The organism is Corallococcus sp. CA054B, assembly GCF_003611625.1.
Lineage (GTDB): Bacteria > Myxococcota > Myxococcia > Myxococcales > Myxococcaceae > Corallococcus > Corallococcus coralloides.
Genome location: NZ_RAVY01000026.1, coordinates 46,878 through 66,928, shown reverse-complemented (window position 1 = coordinate 66,928; position 20,051 = coordinate 46,878). Strand labels below are relative to the sequence as shown.

At 68.1% G+C, this 20,051-nt stretch carries 12 protein-coding genes and 1 pseudogene; 12 read left to right on the top strand and 1 reads right to left on the bottom strand.

The features are described from left to right. Window positions 1-972: type I methionyl aminopeptidase (gene map / locus D7V80_RS09550; RefSeq protein WP_120587856.1), on the top strand; the 972-nt coding region annotated here is incomplete at its 5' end. Window positions 973-1,059: 87 nt separating this feature from the next. Here map and pulA read toward each other — a convergent pair. Next, window positions 1,060-4,461 (bottom strand): pullulanase-type alpha-1,6-glucosidase, encoded by a 3,402-nt coding sequence (gene pulA, locus D7V80_RS09545; RefSeq protein ID WP_233585233.1) that lies wholly within the window; start codon window positions 4,459-4,461, stop codon window positions 1,060-1,062. Window positions 4,462-4,920: 459 nt separating this feature from the next. Between pulA and D7V80_RS09540 the strand changes: the two genes are divergently transcribed. The 11 genes and pseudogenes from D7V80_RS09540 (at window position 4,921) to D7V80_RS43845 (ending at window position 20,051) form a co-directional block, all read left to right on the top strand. Next, a complete protein-coding gene (locus D7V80_RS09540) occupies window positions 4,921-6,516 on the top strand; it encodes an alpha-amylase family glycosyl hydrolase (protein ID WP_199738466.1) in 1,596 nt (531 codons plus the stop codon). Between the two features lie 83 nt (window positions 6,517-6,599). After that, a complete protein-coding gene (locus D7V80_RS09535) occupies window positions 6,600-7,694 on the top strand; it encodes an ABC transporter ATP-binding protein (RefSeq protein ID WP_120587854.1) in 1,095 nt (364 codons plus the stop codon). Between the two features lie 20 nt (window positions 7,695-7,714). After that, the gene (locus tag D7V80_RS09530; RefSeq protein WP_120587853.1) at window positions 7,715-8,938 is read left to right on the top strand and encodes an extracellular solute-binding protein; all 1,224 of its coding nucleotides are present in this window, start codon (window positions 7,715-7,717) and stop codon (window positions 8,936-8,938) included. Window positions 8,939-8,947: 9 nt separating this feature from the next. Continuing rightward, complete coding sequence (locus D7V80_RS09525; protein WP_120587852.1) at window positions 8,948-10,996, top strand: carbohydrate ABC transporter permease; 2,049 nt, start codon at window positions 8,948-8,950, stop codon at window positions 10,994-10,996. 5 nt (window positions 10,997-11,001) lie between these two features. Next, complete coding sequence (locus D7V80_RS09520) at window positions 11,002-11,889, top strand: sugar ABC transporter permease (RefSeq protein ID WP_014393174.1); 888 nt, start codon at window positions 11,002-11,004, stop codon at window positions 11,887-11,889. 57 nt (window positions 11,890-11,946) lie between these two features. Further along, on the top strand, window positions 11,947-12,912 hold the full coding sequence (locus tag D7V80_RS09515) for a glucodextranase DOMON-like domain-containing protein (RefSeq protein ID WP_120587851.1): 966 nt from the start codon (window positions 11,947-11,949) through the stop codon (window positions 12,910-12,912). Between the two features lie 142 nt (window positions 12,913-13,054). Continuing rightward, complete coding sequence (locus tag D7V80_RS09510; RefSeq protein ID WP_120587850.1) at window positions 13,055-15,253, top strand: hypothetical protein; 2,199 nt, start codon at window positions 13,055-13,057, stop codon at window positions 15,251-15,253. Between the two features lie 146 nt (window positions 15,254-15,399). Continuing rightward, entirely contained in the window at window positions 15,400-16,476 is a 1,077-nt protein-coding gene (locus D7V80_RS09505) for a glucodextranase DOMON-like domain-containing protein (RefSeq protein ID WP_158616585.1), read from the top strand. Between the two features lie 81 nt (window positions 16,477-16,557). Further along, entirely contained in the window at window positions 16,558-17,919 is a 1,362-nt protein-coding gene (locus D7V80_RS09500; RefSeq protein WP_120587848.1) for an AHH domain-containing protein, read from the top strand. A 16-nt stretch (window positions 17,920-17,935) separates the two neighbouring features. Beyond that, window positions 17,936-19,186: an imm11 family protein gene (locus D7V80_RS09495; protein WP_120587847.1), complete on the top strand. Its 1,251-nt coding sequence runs from the start codon at window positions 17,936-17,938 to the stop codon at window positions 19,184-19,186. A gap of 119 nt (window positions 19,187-19,305) precedes the next feature. Further along, window positions 19,306-20,051 (top strand): annotated as a pseudogene (locus D7V80_RS43845) (IS5 family transposase).

Below are 20,051 nucleotides of genomic sequence, written 5' to 3'. Positions count from 1 at the left end.
GCCGTCCTCCCCGGGCCCAATGATGCCTGCTGGTGCGGCAGTGGCTCCAAGTACAAGAAGTGCCACCGCGGCGCGGACACCGTGGAGGCCCGTCGCAAGGGCAGCGACACCAACCGCAAGGGCATCCGCCCGGGCATCGTCAGCCCCCGCCGCGTGGTGCCGCTCACCATTGGACGGCCTGACTACGCGGACTCCGTGGCCGGCCGTCCCTCGCGCTCGCGCAACGAGCCGGACGTGAAGTCGCCGGACGTCATCGCCCGCATGCGCCGCGCCTGCCAGGCCGCCGCCCAGGTGCTGGTGGAGACCGCGCAGCACGTGCGCGTGGGCATCACCACGGATGAGCTGGACGCCATCGCGCACGAGGCCTACCTCAAGCGCGGCGGCTACCCCAGCACGCTGAACTACCACAAGTTCCCCAAGTCGCTCTGCACCTCCGTCAACGAGGTCATCTGCCACGGCATCCCCGACAGCCGCGCGCTGGAGGACGGCGACATCGTCAACCTGGACATCACCATCTACCTGGATGGCGTCCACGGCGACTGCTCGGCCACGTACCTGGTGGGCAACGTGGAGCCCCAGCACCAGCGCCTGGTCCAGGTCGCGAAGGAGTGCCTGGACCTCGGCATCGCCGCGGTGAAGCCGGGCCGGCCCATCAGCGACATTGGCCGCGCGGTGGAGGCCCACGCCGTGAAGAACGGCACCAGCGTGGTGCGCGCCTACTGCGGCCACGGCATCGGTGAGACCTTCCACACCGCGCTCCAGATTCCGCACTACTACGAGGCGGAGGCCACCACCATCATGCAGCCCGGGATGATCTTCACCGTGGAGCCCATGATCAACCAGGGCCACTGGGACCACCGCACGTGGAACGACGACTGGACCGTCGTCACCGCGGACGGCATGCGCAGCGCCCAGTTCGAGCACACCCTGCTCGTCACCGACACGGGCGCGGAGATCCTCACCGTCCCCTGAGCTTCGCTGCCTCCTGAAACACCACGGGCCCCGGACGCGCCTTGACGCCTCCGGGGCCCGCTTCATTTCCAGCGGGAGCCTTCAGCCTCAAGCCCGGCGGCGGCGCAGCTTCAGCGCCAGGCCGCAGAGCATCAGCAGGCTGGTGGCGCCCAGCGGACCGGGCACAGTGCTCTGGCAGTTGCAGCCGTCGGACTCGTCCGGGTCCTGCGGGTCACCCGGGTCTTGCGGATCCGGATCCGGGTCCACCACCGCGTCGTCGGTGACGAACACGGCGGTGCTGCGCGCGGGCACCGTGAAGCCGCCCGTGGCCGCGTCGTACGCGGACGTGCGCACCACCGGGTCCGTGGACGCCTGCAGCACCGGGTGCAGCTTGAGCTTCAGGGACTTGTACCCGTCCGCCTTGAACGTCTGCGCGTCGTCCGTGCCGTTGAACAGCACGATGGCGCGCTTGCCCTCCGCGTTCGTGCCGTGGTCCTGCATGGCCATCACGATGAGGCCCGGAATCTGGTCCGGACCGGTGTTCTCGAAGCGCACCAGCTGCTTCACCTCGTCACCGGTGCGCAGGCGGAACAGCCGCGAGCTCTTGCGGATGGTCAGCATCTCCTCGAAGTGGTCGCGCGCCCGGAGGATGTCCGCGTTCGCCGGCTTGAACGCCGGGTCCGCCAGCAGCGGCCCGAAGAGTGCCCAGTTGCCCTGGTTGTCCGCGGCCGGGGGCAGGCCCACGCCCCAGTTGTTGGACTGGTAGGTCCAGTCCACCTTGTTGAACCAGTCGCCGGAGTTGTAGCTGTTGCGGTCCAGGGACTTGGAGCGCAAGAGCTCGTCGCCCGCGTGGAAGAACGGGATGCCCTGGCCCAGCGCCACCAGCGAGATGCCCAGGTTCTGCATGCGCACGCGCTCCGCCATGGGCAGGTCGCGCCGCGCCTTCAACTGCACCGCGTCGAACAGCGTCTCGTTGTCGTGCGCGGAGACGTAGTTGATGACCTCCTGCGGATCCAACGTGTAGCCCGCCTTGGCGCTGTTGTAGTCCACGCCTTCGCCCGTGACGGTCGCGCCGGTGTAGTCCACCAGCGAGTAGTCCTTCAGGTTGCCGGCGAGGCCCACGCGGATCCAATCGCTGTAGCGCAGGAGCTTCTCCTTCAGCTTCGGCTCCGTGCCCTGGTCGATGCCGTTCGGGTCGGACAGGAGGCCCGTGATGAAGCCCTGCTCCTGCAGGCCGCTGAAGGGGCCACCGCCGCGAGCACCGTCGCGCAGGCGGTCGTTGAACGCGCCAATGCCCGTGCCCGCCATGTTGGCCTGCGTGGCGTTGGTGCCGCGCGCGTTGTTCTGCACCTCGCCGAAGTCCCAGCCCTCGCCGTAGACGTAGATGGCCTTGCCGTCCACGCCGTCCTTCTCCACGGTGAGCCCGTCCAGCGTGGCGCGCAGCTTCACCATGTTCGACTTCAGGTGGTGGCCCATCAGGTCGAAGCGGAAGCCGTCCACCTTGTACGCCTTGGCCCACGTCACCACGGAGTCGATGAGCAGCTTCTCCATCATCGCGTTCTCCGACGCGGTGTTCTGGCAGCAGGTGCTCATCTCCACGTTCCCGTCGTCGCTGAGGCGGTGGTAGTAGCCGGGGACGATGCGGTCCAGCACGCTCTTGGCGTCCTGCCCGGCGGAGTTGGTGTGGTTGTAGACCACGTCCATCACCACGCGCAGGCCGTGCTGGTTGAGCGACTGCACCATCTCCCGGAACTCCACCGTGCGCGTCGTGCCCTGCGCGTTGGTGGAGTAGCTGCCCTCCGGCACCGTGTAGTGGAACGGGTCATAGCCCCAGTTGAAGCCGTCCAGGTCCGCCACGGCCTTCACCGCCGCCTGCTGCTGGTCGGAGTCCGGCGGCAGCGACACCAGGTCGCCCTGGGGGTGCTGCTGCGCCGCGCGGTCCTCGTTGATGGTCGCGATGTCGAACACCGGCAGCAGGTGCACGTGCGTGAGGCCCGCCTTCGCCAGCCGGGTCAGGTGCTTCATGCCGTCCGAGTCCCGGGTGAACGCCTTGAACGTGCCGCGCTCGTTCTCCGGCACCGTCAGGTCGTTGATGCTGAAGTCGCGCGCGTGCAGCTCGTAGAGGACGATGTCCTCCGGGGCCTCCAGCGCGGGCTTCGCCAGCGTGCCCCAGCCCTGCGGCGCGAGCGTGGGGTCCGCCAGGTCGACAATCTGGCTCAGCTCGCTGTTGGTGGAGAGGGCCACCGAGTACGGGTCGGTGACGCGGTTGGTGACGACCTTGCCCTCCTTGCGGGCGTAGACCTCCACCTCGTAGAGGAAGAAGCGGTGGTTCCACGACGCGTCGCCCGTCACGCTCCAGACGCCCTTGTCGCCGGCCGTCATGGGCACGCGGGTGAAGGTGGACGTGGGGCTGCCGTCCGCGAACAGCAGCAGGTTCACGCTCTTCGCCGTGGGGGCCCACAGGCGCAGCGTGGGGATGCCGTTCTCGAACGTCGCGCCCAGCGGCCCGTCATACGTGTCCAGGTCGTCCAGCACGCCCGCGAACTGCGCGCTGGTGGCGTCCAGCATCACGCCCTCCGCGTTCGTCGCGGACACGGCCACCTGGCCCTTGAGCCACGTGGCCGCGTTGGCCACGTCCGCCTCGGCCAGCTTCAGCACCTTGCGGCCCACCAGGTGGGGGAAGCGCAGCGCCTGCTCGGCGGTGAGGCCCGCCGGAGCCTCGGTCAGCGTCACCGCGGTGCCGCCCTGCACGCCGTTCTTGGCCAGCGTCATGCCGCCCGTGGGCTCCGTGTGCAGCTTGAACACCGTGCCAGCGGGCACCGGGACCTCCGGGGTCCACACCACGGTGTCGCGCGCAATCCAGTGCGCCCGCGCCAGCAGCAGGTCGCCAGCCGGAGCGTTCGCGGAGCGGATGGTCACCTTCTTGGACGCGCCGGAGTCGAAGGTGAAGATCATCTCCTCGCCGTCCTCCTTCACCGCGAAGGCCGCGTTGCTGCCGGGGTAGGCGACAGGGTTCCAGTCCTCATTGAGCGCGACCTTGCACTCATAGTTGCCCGCGGGCAGCGCCTTCGTGGTGAAGGTGTAGATGCCGTCGCCGTCCAGGTCATGCATCATCGAGCGCAGGCAGTCCGGCTGCCAGTCGCCCGGACAGTTCAGCTCGCTCTGGAAGCTGCCCGCCACCGTGGCGATGGTGCCGGTGCGGTTGCTCGTCACGTACAGCGTGTTCGCGTCGAAGTAGAACTTCACCGCGCCGGCCGTGGCCTGGTTCAGCACGATGTCCGCGCCGCCCGGGCCGCCGTACGTCTGCGCCAGCGACCCGTCCAGCGCGACCTTGAAGCGCCAGGTGCCCGCCGGCACGTTGAACGTGCCCAGCCACTTGTCGTCGTCCGTGTCGTACGCCAGCGCGGTCTGCGCGCAGGTGGGGTCGTTGTTGGCGGCACAGCCGGCGCCCGTCTGCAGATCGCCAATGACAGTCACCGACGTGGGCGCCGCCAGCGCCGCCAGCGGCACGAGCGTGGCCAGGAGCCCGCTTAACGCGAGCGCTCGCGTTATGCGGGGAACCGCGAATGGAACTCTCAGGGGAAACCTCCAGGGGGGGGGAAATCCCGGGCACGGTACCAGCCGGTCCTGTCACGGGTGACCCCTGGGTTGCTCTCAAGGTTTGCACGACCCCCTGGATGATCCGAATTGGGACCTGGGCATCCACCCCGTGACGTCGGATGGGAAAGGGCATCCAACCGGGACGCGGTGCGGCAGGAATCGCGCGCTCCGTTGAGTCCGCTCACGCCATGCGTCACACGGATGTGCAGAGGAAGACATCCGGGACATGGCGCGTTGCGCCATCAGCCGATTGTTCCGACTGCCCTTCACCCCTTTCAAGACTGTTGGATACAGTGCCGCGCCCAGATGTCCTCCAGCCTCCCCTGCCCACAACCGAACGCAGTCTCCCACCGCGGTCGGTGGCTCCCGATGCTCCGGGGACTTGTCGCGCTGTGTCTGGCGGGGTGCGCCACGGCCCCCACCCCGACGAAGCCCGCGACGGAGTCCGCCGCGACACAGCCCGCCACGCCGGCGGCGCCCGCTTCCGCCGCCGAACCCGTGAAGGAGGCCGCGCCCGCGCGGCCCGCTCCGGCTTCCCCCCAAGCTCCCCAGGCTCCGGCGCCGAAGGAGCCCGCGCGGCCCTGGGCGGATGAGGTCCTGTACTTCGTGGTGGTGGATCGCTTCGCGGACGGCGACCCCTCGAACAACGAGAAGGGCGACGTGACGGCGCCGGGCACCTTCCACGGCGGCGACCTGAAGGGGCTCACCTCGAAGCTGGAGGAGCTGTCGTCGCTGGGCGTGACGGCGCTGTGGGTGACGCCGCTCCTGAAGCAGATCCCGGGCTTCGTCACCGGCTCCGGCTTCCCGGACTGGGGCTACCACGGCTACTGGGCGGACGACTTCCACGCGTTGGATCCGCGCTTCGGCACGGAAGAGGACTTCAAGGCGCTGGTGGACGCGGCGCACGCGCGCGGCATCCGCGTGCTCCTGGACGTCGTCTACAACCACCCGGGCTACAACTCGCGCTACCTGAAGGACCACCCGGACTGGCTGCGCTCGGAAGACAAGGGCACCTGTGGTTCGGATGACCTGACGTCGTGCGTGGCGGGCCTGCCGGACTTCAAGACGGAGCGCCCGGAGGTGGCGAAGTACCTGCTGGACGCGCAGATCGACTGGGCGAAGCGCTCCGGCGTGGACGGCTTCCGGCTGGACACCGTGAAGCACGTGTCCCACGACTTCTGGAAGGAGCACCGCCGCCGCACGCGCGCGGAGATCTCTCCGGACTTCTTCCTGCTGGGCGAGCTGTGGGGCGGCGACGTGGAGGGGCTGGCGCCGTACTTCACCACGGACGAGATGGACGCCGGGTTCGACTTCGCCTTCCAGGGCAACGCGCTGGGCTTCGTCCAGGGCCGTGGCCGCACGGTGGCGTTCGACCGCTACCTCCAGTCTCGCGCGAAGGTGACGCCGGGCCACCACCTGTCGCACTTCCTGTCGTCGCACGACGTGGACGGGGCGCTGCACCAGCTGCAGGGCAACGTGCCCCTCTTCCGCCTGGCCGCCACGCTGCAGCTCACCACGACCGGCATCCCCGTCATCTACTACGGCGAGGAAGTGGGCCGCGCGGGCGGTGACTGGCCGCAGAACCGCAGCGACATGCCGTGGGGCAAGCAGGCGGTGAAGCCTGGCGCGGGAAAGAAACGCGACGAGGCATTGCGCGAGTATTACAAGCGCCTCATTGCCATCCGCCGCGCACACCCGGCCCTGTCGCGTGGCACGCACGCGCCGCTCTCCACCGAAGGCGATGTGTATGTCTTCCAGCGGCGCGACGAAGCGTCCGGCGACACGGTGGTGGTGGCGGTGAACCGCGGCAAGACGAAGGGCACGGCTTCGGTGCCGTGGCCGGAAGGTTGGACGGGCGTCGGCGAGGTGGAGGATCTGCTGAACGGAGGGCGGACGAAGGCTGGCGCCACGCTGGACCTGGCGCTTCCGCCGCTGTCCGCGCGCATCCTCGGACGCGTGCCGTGAGGCACCCGGCGGTGCATGCGCAGAACCTGACCCGGACGTGCTGTTGTGACCGGCGCGAGCGGGGCTCTTGCTGGAGAACCTAGATGGCCGGCGTGTCGTTCAAGGACGTGGCGAAGCGGTACGGGGACGTGTCGGTCATCGAGGGGCTCAACCTCGATATCCGCGACCATGAGTTCATGGTCCTCGTGGGGCCGTCCGGTTGCGGCAAGTCCACGGCGCTCCGGATGATCGCCGGCCTGGAGGAGATCTCGGGAGGCACCATCTCCATCGGTGAGCGCGCGGTGAACGCGCTGCCGCCGAAGGACCGGGACGTCTCCATGGTGTTCCAGAACTACGCGCTCTACCCGCACATGTCCGTGCGGCAGAACCTGGAGTTCGGCCTCAAGATCCGCAAGACGCCCAAGCCGGAGATGGACAAGCTGGTGGACGAGGCGGCGGAGATCCTGGGCATCACGCACCTCCTGGACCGCAAGCCCAAGGCGCTGTCCGGCGGCCAGCGTCAGCGCGTGGCCCTGGGCCGCGCCATCGTGCGCAAGCCGGCGGTGTTCCTCTTCGACGAGCCGCTCTCCAACCTGGACGCGAAGCTGCGCGTGCAGATGCGCTCGGAGATCAAGAAGCTCCAGCACCGGCTCCAGGTCACGTCCGTCTACGTCACGCACGACCAGATCGAAGCGATGACCATGGGCCACCGCATCGCGGTGATGAAGGACGGCAAGCTCCAGCAGCTGGGCACCCCGCTGGAGGTCTACGAGAAGCCGGTCAACGTGTTCGTGGCGCAGTTCATCGGCACGCCGCCCATCAACATGCTCACCGCCACGCTGGACGCGGACGGCGCGTCGCTCACGGGTGACGGCTTCAAGCTGCCCGTGCCGCAGAAGCTGCGCGCGGCGACGGCGGGCAAGGGTGGCCGCAAGGTGAAGGTGGGCCTGCGCCCGGACAACGTCCTGCCCGCGGGTACCGTTGCGCGCGGTGAGTCCGCCCCCGCGGAGGCGCGCGTGGAGCTGGTGGAGCCCCTGGGCAACGAGCTCATCGTGCACGCCCGCCTGGGGGACAACCCGCTGGTCTTCCGCCTGCCGCCCCAGGCCACCCCGGAGCCCGGCGCCGCCCTTCCCGTGACGGTGGAGCTGGAGTCCCTGCACCTCTTCGACGCTGAATCCGAGCTGCGGCTTTCCGTTTGATTATCCGGAGGATTTTCCCAATGACGCACCTGCGAACGTTGCTCGCGGCCCTCTGTCTGTGCGCAGTCGGCCTGTTGCCCGTCCCGTCCTTCGCCGCCACGGAGCTGGTGCTCTGGCACGCCTACCGCGCGGAGGAGAAGGCCGCGCTGGAGAAGGTGGTCGCCGAGTACAACAAGGCCAACGAAGGCAAGGTCAAGGTCACCACGCTGGCGGTGCCCTACGACGCCTACGCGGACAAAATCAGCGCCACCGTGCCGCGCGGCAAGGGCCCGGACCTCTTCATCTTCGCGCAGGACCGCCTGGGCGGCTGGATTGAAGCGGGCAACACGGTGGAGCCCATCGACTTCTTCCTGGATGACGCGACGAAGAAGCGCTTCATCCCCACGACGATGGAGGCGATGACCTACCGCGGGACGGCGTACGGCCTGCCGCTGAACTACAAGGTCATCACGCTCATCTACAACAAGAAGCTGGTCCCCACGCCGCCCAAGACGTCCGGCGAGATGGTGACGATGGCCAAGAAGCTCACCGACGCGAAGGCGGGCCGCTTCGGTCTGGCCTACGCGTACAACGACTTCTACTACCACGCGGCGGTGATGAACGGCTTCGGCGGCGGCGTGTTCGACGCGAAGAACGCCCCCACGATGAACTCGCCCGCCAACGTGAAGTCGGTGGAGCAGGTCCTCAAGTGGAAGAACAAGGACGGCATCCTCCCCGCGGAGCCCTCCAGCGCGCTCATCACCTCCCTCTTCAACGAGGGCAAGGCCGCGATGGTGTTCTCCGGCCCGTGGTTCCTGGGCGAGGTCTCCAAGGACGTGGAGTACGGCCTGGCGCGGCTGCCCACGCTGGATGAGAACAAGGGCACGCCGATGAAGCCCTGGATGACGGTGGAGGGCGTGTACGTGGCCGCCCCGTCGAAGAACAAGGAAGCGGCGTACGACTTCGCGAAGTTCCTCACCGACGCGGGCCCCGGCAAGACGCTGGCCCTGGAGGGCCGCCAGAGCCCCGCGAACCAGGCGGTGTACCAGGACGCGAAGGTGTCCGCGGATCCGCTGCTCAAGGCGATGAAGGACCAGGTGGACGTGGCGGTGCCCATGCCCAACCTGCCGGAGATGTCCATGGTCTGGACCCCGGCCACCAGCGCGATGAACACCGTGTTCAAGAACACCGCCACCCCCAAGGCGGCGTTGGACGCGGCCCAGAAGAGCGTGGCGAAGGACGTCGCCGGCCTGCGCAAGAAGTAAGGAGCTGAAGTGAGCCAGAACGCCCCCCAGCAGCCCCCTTCCGCGGCCGGCGCCCCCACGCCGGTCCCCACCGCCCAAGGCAATTCCGCGCCGGACCCTTCGGCTTCGGGACCTGCTGGCCGTGCGGGCGGCTACCGGGGGCGCGTGCTGGTGGGGCTCGCCCTGGCGCTGGGCGTGTCCCTGTTCCTGGCGCACGGCCTGCTCAAGCGCGCCAACGAGGAGCGCGCGGCGGAGCGCGAGCAGCGCACCGCCACCGTGGCCCTCCTGGGGCTGACGGACCTGGTGCAGCGCGCGGGCGGCACGGGCGACGGCGTGAAGGCCGTGGTGGAGGGCTGGCCGGGAGTGCCGGGCAGCTCCGTGCGCGTCATCGCCTTCAGCGGCATCAAGCTGGAGGCGTCCACCTTCCCCAATGACACCGGGGACAAGGCGGCGCCGCGCCGGCTGTCGCGCGAGGAGAAGCCGCTGTACGACCGCGGCCAGCGCCTGCGCACCGCGGTGGAGACGAACCGCGAGGAGGGCAGCGCGCGCAAGGCGGAGGTGGAGTCGGAGCTGCTCGACAACGGCGCGAGCCGGCTGCTCTCCGCGCCCGTGGAGGTGGACGGGCAGGTGGTGGGCTCCGTGGAGTCCCTCACCCCGGCGGTGGTGAACGGTGAAGCGCCTTCCTGGACGCCGGTGCTGCTGGCGTTCCTCTTGCCCCTGGCGGCGTGCGCGGCGGCGGTGTTCGCGCTGTCGCGCCAGGGCGTGCGCGTGGCGGTGGCGGCGGCGCTGTTCCTGGCGGGCCTGGGTGGCTACACCGTCTATTCGCTGCGCGCGCTGGACGCGGAGCTGCGCGAGACGGAGGGCGCGGTCAGCGCGGAGCTGCGCACGCGCGGCGAGAAGGCCCAGGCGCTGATCGCCGCCAACAACCTCAACGCGGAGCCGGCGCTGAAGCCCGGCGCGTGGGACGCGGACGCCATGCGCCGCCCGCTGGGCAAGCTGACGGAGTCCGGCGCGCCGGATGAGGCCAGGCTCGCGGCGGCGGGCGCGCAGGTGCGCGGCAACGCGAGCAAGGCGCTGGGCGCGCTGGGCGTGGTGGGGCTGGCGGTGCTGCTGTTCATCGGCCTGGGCGCGCTGCACCGGGCGGTGGCCACGGCGGTCGAGTTCCGGCAGGCCTACGCATACATCCTGCCCGCCATGGTGGGCATGGTGGTGCTGGTGTTCTTCCCCTTCGCCTACGGCATCACGCTGTCGTTCACGGACGCCAACCTCTACAACAGCAGCCAGCCGCTGTCTGAGTTGTGGGTGGGCTTCCGCAACTACGTGGACATCCTGGGCGACTTCAGCTTCGCGAAGACCGCGGCGGACGGTTCGTGGGTCTTCAACTACCTGAACTTCTATTACACGCTGCTCTTCACCATCGTGTGGACGGTCACGAACGTGACCATCGGCGTGACGGTGGGCCTGCTGCTCGCGCTGGCGCTCAACGTGCCCAATCTGAAGATGCGGCCGGTGTACCGCGTGCTGCTCATCCTGCCGTGGGCCATGCCCAACTACATCACCGCGCTCATCTGGAAGGGCATGTTCCACCAGCAGTTCGGCGTGGTGAACCACGTCATCCGGATGTTCGGTGGGGACGGCCTGGCGTGGTTCGACTCGCCGCTCACGTCGTTCTTCACGGCGCTGGCCACCAACGGCTGGCTGTCCTTCCCGTTCATGATGGTGGTGTCGCTGGGCGCGCTCCAGTCCATCCCGGGTGAACTCTACGAAGCGGCGCGCGTGGACGGCGCCAACCGGTGGCAGCAGTTCACCGCCATCACGCTGCCCGCGCTGAAGCCCGCGCTGGTGCCGGCGGTCATCCTGTCGGTGGTGTGGACCTTCAACATGTTCAACATCATCTTCCTGGTGACGGGCGGCGACCCGGGCGGCTCCACCGAAATCCTGGTCACCCAGGCGTACAAGTTCGCCTTCGAGCGCTACCGCCACGGCTACGCGGCGGCGTACTCCACCGTCATCTTCGGCATCCTGCTGCTCTACAGCATGGTGCAGAACCGCGTGAGCCGCGCCACGGAGGCCGCGTAAATCCCATGGCGCTCTTCTCTGAACGTCGCGAGGGCATCCCCCACCTGCCGCTGCACATGGTGCTGGTGACCTTCACCCTCTTCACCATCTATCCCATCCTCTGGGTGGTGAGCCTGGCCTTCTCCGGCAAGCAGAGCCTGGCCATCGCCACGCTGCCGGAGAACCCCACCTTCTGGGACCGGCTGCGCGCGGTGACGCCCTGGCCGGAGACCTTCAGCGTCTCCAACTTCGCGTCGGTGATGGCGGATCAGCCGTTCGCGAAGTGGATGCTCAACAGCGCCATCGTGGCCATTGGCACCACGGTGCTGGGCGTCTTCATGGCGTGCACGGCGGCGTATGCCTTCAGCCGCTTCAAGTTCCCCGGCCAGCGCGCGGGCATGATGGCGTTCCTCGTGTCCCAGATGTTCCCGGGCACGCTGATGCTCATTCCGCTCTACATCATCCTGGTGCAGTGGCTGGGCCTGGGCAGCAGCCGGCTGGGCCTCATCATCGTGTACGCCACCACGTCCATCCCGTTCAGCGTGTGGATGCTCAAGGGCTACTTCGACACCATCCCCAAGGACCTGGAGGAGGCGGCGCTGATGGACGGCGCGTCTCCGGGGCGCATCTTCTGGAGCATCATCCTGCCGCTGGCCAAGCCCGCGGTGGCGGTGACGGCGCTGTTCAGCTTCATGACGGCGTGGAACGAGTTCATCCTCGCGGCGACGTTCATGGACCAGGAAGCCATGTACACGGCGCCGGTGGGCCTGCGCTTCTTCGTGGGCGGCTTCAGCCAGCAGTGGGGCTACTTCGCGGCCGGCTCCATCATCGTGTCCGTGCCCGTCGTGTTCCTCTTCCTCTTCCTGCAGAAGTACCTCGTCTCCGGGCTCACCGCCGGTGGCGTGAAGGGTTAGTCCCGCGGTCTTTCTTCGCAGTCCTTTCGTCTGTCGTTGCAAGGAGCAAGCACCCCCATGATCAACCCCCGCATCGCAGTCCTCACCCTGGCCGCTTCCCTGTCCGCGGCGCCGGCCCTGGCCGAGAAGGTGCAGTTCAAGGACCCCACCGGCGACGACAAGGGTCCCGGCAAGTACACCTACCCGACGGACCCCGTGTACAAGCCGGGCTCGTTCGACCTGACCGGCTTCAAGCTGGACCAGGGCGGCAACAAGACGGACGTGGAGATCCAGCTGAAGGCGTCGCTGGAGAACCCCTGGAAGATGGCGGACGGCTTCTCCGTGCAGGAGGTCTTCATCTTCATCGACACGGACCACAAGGTCGGCAGCGGCTTCACGGACAGCCCCCCGGGCCTGAACGTCTCCTTCGCGCCGGAAGACGCGTGGGACAAGGTCATCATCATCTCGCCGCAGGGCTCGTCGCGCGTGCGCGCGGAGGCCAACAACAAGGCCGGCGCGATGAAGGGCGCCGTCGTGGTGCCCACCAAGGTGCGCGCCTCCGGCAACAAGATCACCGCCACGGTCATGAACTCCGACCTGGGCGCCGGTGACCCCTCCACCTGGGGCTACCAGGTCGTGATGCAGTCCAACGAGGGCTTCCCCGCGGACAACGACCTGCTCACCCGCCGCGTCAACGAGTACGAGGGCCAGCACCGCTTCGGCGGCGGCTCCGACTTCAACTGCGATCCGCACGTGATCGACGTGCTCGCGGGTCAGGGCAAGGGCGACAGCTCTGAAATCAAGGCTCAGTACGACATGCTCGCGTACGAGTGCGCGGGTGACGGCTCCGCCACGAAGAAGGCCACGCTGAAGATGGTCTCCGGCCCGAAGCGCCCGGCGGCGCAGGGTGGCGCGGCGGCGGCTCCGGCCCCGGCTCCCGAGGCGGCGCCCGCGGCTCCGGCCCCGGCTCCGGCGCCCACGCCGGCCGCCCCCGCTGGAACGACGGTCGCTCCGGCGCCGACGACGGCCACGCCGACGAAGTAGCCGGTGGCGGACTGTTCAAAACAGTCCGTTTCAAGGTTTGATGCAACACGGGGAGGGCTGCCGTGGAGACCCCGCGGCGGCCCGGGAGAGGGGATGACCCCCCTCTGGTTCAAAGCTTTCTGAGAAGGGTTTTCCGGACATCATGAAGAATCGCAAGAACGTGGTGCGGGGAGCGTGTGCGCTCACCGTTGCGGTCGGCCTCATTCCCGGGGCGGCCATGGCGCAGGACAGCGGCCCCAAGCTCACCATTGGTGGCACGACCTATACGAAGTACCTCTGGGGCACGCAGCGCGACCAGGGCGCGCTGTACAACTTCACCACGGTGCCCGGTGAAGGCTACGGCGACAACGGCATCGGCACGGAGCTGGAGCTCCTGCTGAACGCGAAGATCTCCCCGCAGGTGGAGGTCAACGGCCGCATCCACAGCCGCTTCAACCAGAACTTCTGGACGAACTTCGGCGGCTTTGGCGGCAGCAACACGGCGACCAACTGCACCGCGGGCGACTGCGGCGAGTTCGACCCGCGCTCCAACCAGTACATCAAGCTGCGCGGCCTGTCCGTGACGCTGCGTCCGGGCTACCTCATCGACTCGGCGCTCATCGGCGCGACGGACCTGGGCCAGTTCGACCCGTTCGTCATCGGCCGCGTCCGTTACATCGACCGCGACAACGCGGCGGCCATCATGCTGCAGGGCTCCAACTTCGACCGGAAGCTCACGTGGGACGCGGCGCGCATCTCGCTGCCGCGCTTGTGGGCGGGCCCGAACTTCAGCACGGGCGCCTTCCACGCGCGGGACGCGGCGTACGGCTTCCAGGCGAAGGTCACCCCGAACGAGCTCTTCGACGTGGGCGGCATCTTCCAGTACGCCAACGACCAGGAGATCAACGCGGAGGACACGAACCTGGACGACGGCCGCGACCTGACCCCGCGCTACCGCAACGGCGTGGGCGGTCTGAAGGCGGGCCTGCACATGGGCTCGTGGCTGGACGTGCGCGGCGCCGCGTATACGTCGTACTCCAACGCGGACCCGGTGCTGTCGCCCAAGAGCTTCGGCGTGGGCGGCTACAGCCCGGTGCTGGCCGGCCGTCACACGGACCAGACGTACATGCTGAACGCGTCCCTCAACGACCCGCTGGACGTGGGCCTGTCGCTGAACCTGCAGCTGTTCAGCATTGGCGCGGAGTACATGGCGGTCATGGCCAGCCGCCGCGAGGCGGACGTGCTCCTCACGGAGGGCCACGACGGCAGCTTCGCGTTCCCCGGCCCGTCCAACGCATCCTACGGCGTCTACAAGGGCAACCCCACCCGCATCGGCTACGGCGGCTGGACGAGCGAGGCCCAGCAGGTCGCCACGCTCAACGTGGACAACGACTTCACGGACTTCGACGAGCCCATGGCGGAGACGGCCATCGGCTGGAAGGGCGTGACGGCGAACCCGGTCTACACGAACGGCTCGCTGGAGGTGGGCGGTGAGTATTCCTTCATCACCTACAACACCAACTGGCAGGCGTACGGCAGCGCCGACAAGGCGCTGGGTGACAGCCCGTTCCCCGGCACGGAGCTGGACTCCGGCGTGGGCCACAACTTCCGCACGGCCTACCAGCCCTTCCAGGACAAGAAGACGCACCTGGTCGCGCTGCGCGCCAGGTACGTGGTGGACGTGCTGAAGGGCATCGATGTGTTCGGCAAGTTCAAGTACATCCACGAGACGGACAAGCGCATGAACGACCCGCGCTTCCTGCCGTTCCAGTCGGGTGCTTGCGCGGGCGGCGGCGTGGCGTGCGACAACACGCTCATCAACGAGTACAGCGCCGGCAACAGCACGTCCGACCTGTACCGCAACCCGAACGTCATCACGAACAGCCAGGGCGACACGGGCTACCAGTTCAAGCCGTTCGACAACATCGCGGACGACGACCGCCTGCTGGACTACACGACGTTCACGGCCGGCGCGGGCTACCAGTTCACGGATGACCTGTACGTGTCCGCCAGCTACTCCAAGTTCTTCGCGGACCTGCTGGACGGCAACACGGCGTTCCAAGCGTACGGCAACCACGAGATGGCGTCCGGCAAGCACAACAAGAACCAGGTGCTGGTCAAGGCGCGCTACATCCTGTCCGGCGTTGAGTTCGGTCTGGAGGGCCAGTACGCGTTCGGCACCTTCCGTCCTGACTTCGGTGACGGCTACGTGGTGCAGTACGCGGACGACACCATCGCGGCCGACCACAACGTGGCGGTGGGTTCGCGCGGCTTCACCAACCGCAACGGCGGCTGGAACAGCCTGGAAGAGCGCAACTTCGACCACATGCGCGTCAAGGCGTTCATGAAGGCGCAGTTCTAGTCACCGCGCGTCCCGCTTCAGGCGGGGCACGGGGTTGATGAGAGAGGGAGCCCGGGGCGCCGTGAAGGCACTCCGGGCTCCTTGCGTTTGGGGCACCGCGCGGTACACCTGGACGGGCCGTCCCTTCGTGCATGAGGTGCCCTTCCATGTTCGTGCGTTCCCGCGTGTCCGCGCTCCTGCTCGCCTGCTCCCTGGCCGCGTGTTCTGGCGGCAAGACGCGCGAGGACGCGCTGCTGTTCCGGCTGACGGATCCGGTGGGGGATGACCACGGCGACGGCGAGCTGGTGTATCCGCGCCGGAGCGACCTGGGGCGTGGGGACCTGGACGTGGTGTCGGTGGCGGCGTTCGCGGATGGAGCGGCGACGCGGTTCGAGGTGACGTTCGCGCACCCCATCGCGAGGCCGTCGCGCGCGCAGTCCGTGGACCTGGAGGGCGCGACGGTCGCGGAGCGGGCTCGGCACGGCTTCTACACGTTCAACGTGGACCTGTACGTGGATCAGGACCGGGTGCCCGGCTCCGGGCGCACGGACACGTTGCCGGGGCGCGGGCTCACGCTGGCGGCGGACTCGGGGTGGGAGAAGGCGGTGGTGCTGACGCCGCGCCCCTATGAGGCGCGTGAGGCCCTGCGCAAGACCTGGCGGCAAGCGGCGCTGGATGCGTACGAGAAGAAGACCGGGGGGATTGGCGGCAAGGTGGAGGCGGAGCTGAACGCGGCCACGGAGCAGGAGCTGGAGGCGCGGGTGTTCTTCCCCACCATCATCCAGGTGAGCGGGCGCACGGTGGTGTTCCAGGTGCCGGACCGCTTCCTGGGCGGACACGCGAGCGCGGACTGGGGCTACGGCGTGGCGGTGACGGGCGCGACCATCGAGCGGCGCGTGGCGCTGGGCGGGATGTTCGGTGGGGACACGAACGCGAACCCGCGGCTGATGGCGATGAGCATCGTGCCCGGGGAGCCGCCGTCCGCCGACCGCTTCGGCGGTGGGCGCAAGGGTGACCCGGCGCAGTCTCCGGTGGTGGACCTGTTGGTGGCGCCGGGCATCACGCAGGAGGAGGTGCTGGGGCCCACGAAGCCGGCGTGGAGCGCGGTGGTGCCGTCTGGAAAGGCCGTGGCTGCTCCGGAGGCGGGGCCGGTGGAGGACGCCGGTGTGCCCGTGGAGGTGCAGGATGCGGGGACCGTGGCCGAGGATGCCGGGGTCGTGGGTCCGTCGTCGCCCGCCCCGTGACGGCCGGTTGCCGCGCCGTGCGCGGGAGGTCCTGGTTGCGGTGAGTCCGCGCGGCCGAGGATGGGGGCCTTGGAGGCATCCATGTCCTCGTGCCGGAGCTGGGCGGTCGCGGTGCTGCTGTTGCTGCTGGGCACGGGGTGTTCAGCGACGCGCGGAGTCCGGCTGAAGACGGGGCAGGGTGCTCCGGTCGTCCATGTGCCTCGGGCGGAGGTCGAGCCCGTGGAGTTGGACGAGGACGCGTTCACGGGCGCGGTGCGGACGCTGGCGGAGGATGCGCCGGTGTCCCCTCGTCCTCGTGAGGACGCGTATCGGCTGTTCGCGGGCACGTTCTCCTCGAAGGCCTATGCCCATGTGCGTGGACGCTTGGGGGTGGTCTCCGTGGAGGAGCCTGCGCGTGCCCGGCTGCTGGTGGAGGATGACGGCCGGGAGTTGGTGAGCGCTTATGGGCGGTGGTGCCAGCGCAAGCAGACACCGGGGGACTGTCTTCAACTGCTGGAGGCGGGTTCCACGCTGGATGAGGGCGGGCGGCGTTCGCTGGCGTTCGCCATCGCGCTGGACTCGGTGTGGGAAGAGACGTCGGAAGCGCTGGTGGGGATGACGGACCGGCGCGCGGTGCTCACCACCATCGTCGCGACGAGCACCGTGTACCTGGCGCTGTGGTTGCTGCCCGAGCCCGTGTCGAAGGGCATCGCGGCGACGATGACGGTGGTGCTCATCGCCTACCTGGGCATCGACACGGTGTGGAACCTCATCCAGGGATGGATCGAGTTGTCCGAACACGCGCGTGTCGCCCGGACGTTCGATGCGCTTCGAGACGCGGGGGCGGAGTACGGCGAGGTGATGGGGAAGAACGCGGCGCGGGCGTTCGTGATGCTGGCGCTGGCGGCGGTGGGGAGCACGGCGGAGACGTTCGCGGCGAAGGTCGCCACGCTCCCGGGTTCAGGGCAGGCCTCGCTGGTGGCCGCGGAGATGGGGGGCTTCCGGCTGGGCGCGGCGGCGCAGGTGGAGTCCGCGGCCGTGTCCTCCGAGGGCGTCGTCACGCTGGTGCTGGCTCCGAACGCGGTGGCCATGTCCGCGCGGGATGACAAGGGGCCTGTCGCGACGGGGGTGGATGCAAAGGGGCAGGAGCACCACATCGCATCCAACAAGTTCTGGAACGCTACGAACCGCGGTGGCCCGTGGTCGCCCGAGTTCCAGAAGATCTTCGACAAGGCGGGAATGTCGCTCGATGACGTCGCGAACAAGGTGTCCGTGCCAGGGCATAGAGGCCCGCATCCAGAGGCGTACCACCGTAGGGTGTTCACAACTTTGAGGGATGCGACGGCAACGTGCCGAACCATGCAAGACTGCCGCGCCTCGTTGACGAAAGCACTGCGGAGACTCGCAACTGAGATTCAAGAAAAGGGGTCCGACTTGAATCGTTGGGTCACCGGCTTGGAGTGACATAGGAGTGTCATCCATGGCGAAGAACTACTTCGACCTCTACGCGCGCGTCGCGGAAGGACTCTGGTGCCTGGGGCATCCGCTCGACGCTCAGAGGCGAGAGCTCGATGATCCCTGGCAATTCAGTATCGGCGAACCCGCCCACTTCAAGGGACAGATCAAGCTTCCCCTGGACCTGGAGGGAGAATCCCGTGACTTCTCCCACGCGGCGTTCGGTACTCCGGTGGTCAATGCGAAGCTGGCCGCCCTCTTCCAGGAGCTGGCTCCCAATGACATCGAGTTGATTCCCGTCGAGGTCGATTCCCATGAAGGGCCGTACTTCATCCTCAACGTCCTCCGTAAGTTCACATGCATTGATACCGAGGCTTCCGCGGAGGTGGACTACTGGACCGAGGAGGATGGGCTTCCTGAAAAGGTTGGGAAGCTCTTCTCCATCTCGGGCATGCGTATCGATCCGTCGAAGGTAAGCGACGCCAACGTGTTCCGCCCGTCGGAGTGGAAGGGCTCGCTCATCGTCTCCGAGGAGATCAAGGACGCGATGGATCGCTCGGGCATCACGGGTGCGGTCTTCGAATCGGTCACGGGGCCGCCGACCTTCGATCCTGTTCGGCGCGCGGAGACGAAGAGACGTGCCGAGTTGTGGCATCAGGCTCGCAACGCTCGTGCAGCTGAGTGGCGCGGGCTCGGCACCATGTCCGACGACCTCTACATCCCTCCTGTCGTGGGCGGTCCGTGGCCCGGCGAGCGTCAGAACTGGATCGCCGTCCGTCGTCCTGACGGCGGCATGCTCATCGTGACCGACGGCCTGTCCGACCCGTTCAACAACATCCTGGACCGGCCCACCGTCGGCTTCGGACTGGAGCTCGCCATTGAGACCCCCGAGCCGCTGGGGGAGGTGTGGAAGAGCTGGCCGGTGCACCTGCTCGAACGCGTCGCCTATGAGGTCGCCGAGTTCGAGAAGCTCCGTGTCTCCCTGGCCAACGGCACGCTGTCCATGGAGGTCGACGGCGTGGGCATGCCTGAAACCCTCGTCACCCCCGAGGGCCGGGTGGCCGTGCTCATCGGCATGGAGACGGACTCGCTGCCCTCTCGCTTCACGCTCCCCGGGGGCGAGGTCCGGCTCCTCACCGTGAAGGTGCTGATGCCCGCGGAGCTGAAGTGGCTGCTCCAGCAGGGCAAGGGCGCGGCGGCGGAGCTCATCCGCCGCTTCAAGGCCGCGGGAGAGACGCACCTCTCCCGCTCGTGGCGTCAGCCCGTCGTCAGCTAGGGGCTGTCCCTGATCTCCGGCCCGAAAATCAACCTGGTGGATCAAACACGGGCGTTGGACCCGGCCTTGAGGGGCACCAGGAGGTTGCCAGCCAGCGTCAGGCATGATCAACGCTGGCTGTGCGCCGACATGAACTGAGCGATGCCGAGTGGAGCCGCATCAAGCCCTTGCTGGGCTCGCGTAGCGGCCCACCCTCGAAGCGAGGGGACCGCGACTTCATCAACGCCGTCATCTGGCGCGTGAAGACTGGGGTGCAATGGCGGGACCTTCCGGAGCGATTCGGCCACTGGAAGACCGTCTACAACCGCTTCCACCGCTGGGCGCAAGTCGGGCGCTGGGAAGCCATCTTCAAGGCCCTGCGACTTCCGGTGGATGAGCTCGGCTCGCTGGCAGACGCTTCCGTCGTCCGGGCGCATCAGGACGCCTCGGGCGGAAAAGGGGGGTCCGAAGAAATGCTCTGGGGCGTTCTCGAGGAGGTTTTTCAACGAAAGTTCACGCCGTCACAACGGCGGGCGGTAAGCCGCTCCACCTCGAAATAACGCCCGGCCAGCAACATGAGTCCACGATGGCCGAGGAGTTGTTGGTGCACGCCGAGGGCAAGGCCTTCATCGCGGACACCGGTTACGACGCAGAGCGCATTCGCGCCAACGCCCTGAAGGTGGGAATGACGCCTGTCATTCATCCCCATCCCAGCAGGAAGCAACCGCCTGCGCTGGACCGCACCCTCTATCGGTTGCGCTACCGGGTGGAGTGCTTCTTCCACGACCTCAAGCGCTTTCGGGCTGCGGCCACCCGCTACGACAAGACGGCGAAGAGCTACCTCGCCGTCCTGCACGTTGCTTCCATGCTTCTTTGGCTGCGGTAA

Bases quoted from the DNA above. Each gene is read 5' to 3' on its own strand.
- D7V80_RS09540 (WP_199738466.1), top strand. From the start codon at position 4,921: ATGCTCCGGGGACTTGTCGCGCTGTGTCTGGCGGGGTGCGCCACGGCC.
- D7V80_RS09535 (WP_120587854.1), top strand. From the start codon at position 6,600: ATGGCCGGCGTGTCGTTCAAGGACGTGGCGAAGCGGTACGGGGACGTG.
- D7V80_RS09530 (WP_120587853.1), top strand. From the start codon at position 7,715: ATGACGCACCTGCGAACGTTGCTCGCGGCCCTCTGTCTGTGCGCAGTC.
- D7V80_RS09520 (WP_014393174.1), top strand. From the start codon at position 11,002: ATGGCGCTCTTCTCTGAACGTCGCGAGGGCATCCCCCACCTGCCGCTG.
- D7V80_RS09515 (WP_120587851.1), top strand. From the start codon at position 11,947: ATGATCAACCCCCGCATCGCAGTCCTCACCCTGGCCGCTTCCCTGTCC.
- D7V80_RS09510 (WP_120587850.1), top strand. From the start codon at position 13,055: ATGAAGAATCGCAAGAACGTGGTGCGGGGAGCGTGTGCGCTCACCGTT.
- D7V80_RS09505 (WP_158616585.1), top strand. From the start codon at position 15,400: ATGTTCGTGCGTTCCCGCGTGTCCGCGCTCCTGCTCGCCTGCTCCCTG.
- D7V80_RS09500 (WP_120587848.1), top strand. From the start codon at position 16,558: ATGTCCTCGTGCCGGAGCTGGGCGGTCGCGGTGCTGCTGTTGCTGCTG.
- D7V80_RS09495 (WP_120587847.1), top strand. From the start codon at position 17,936: ATGGCGAAGAACTACTTCGACCTCTACGCGCGCGTCGCGGAAGGACTC.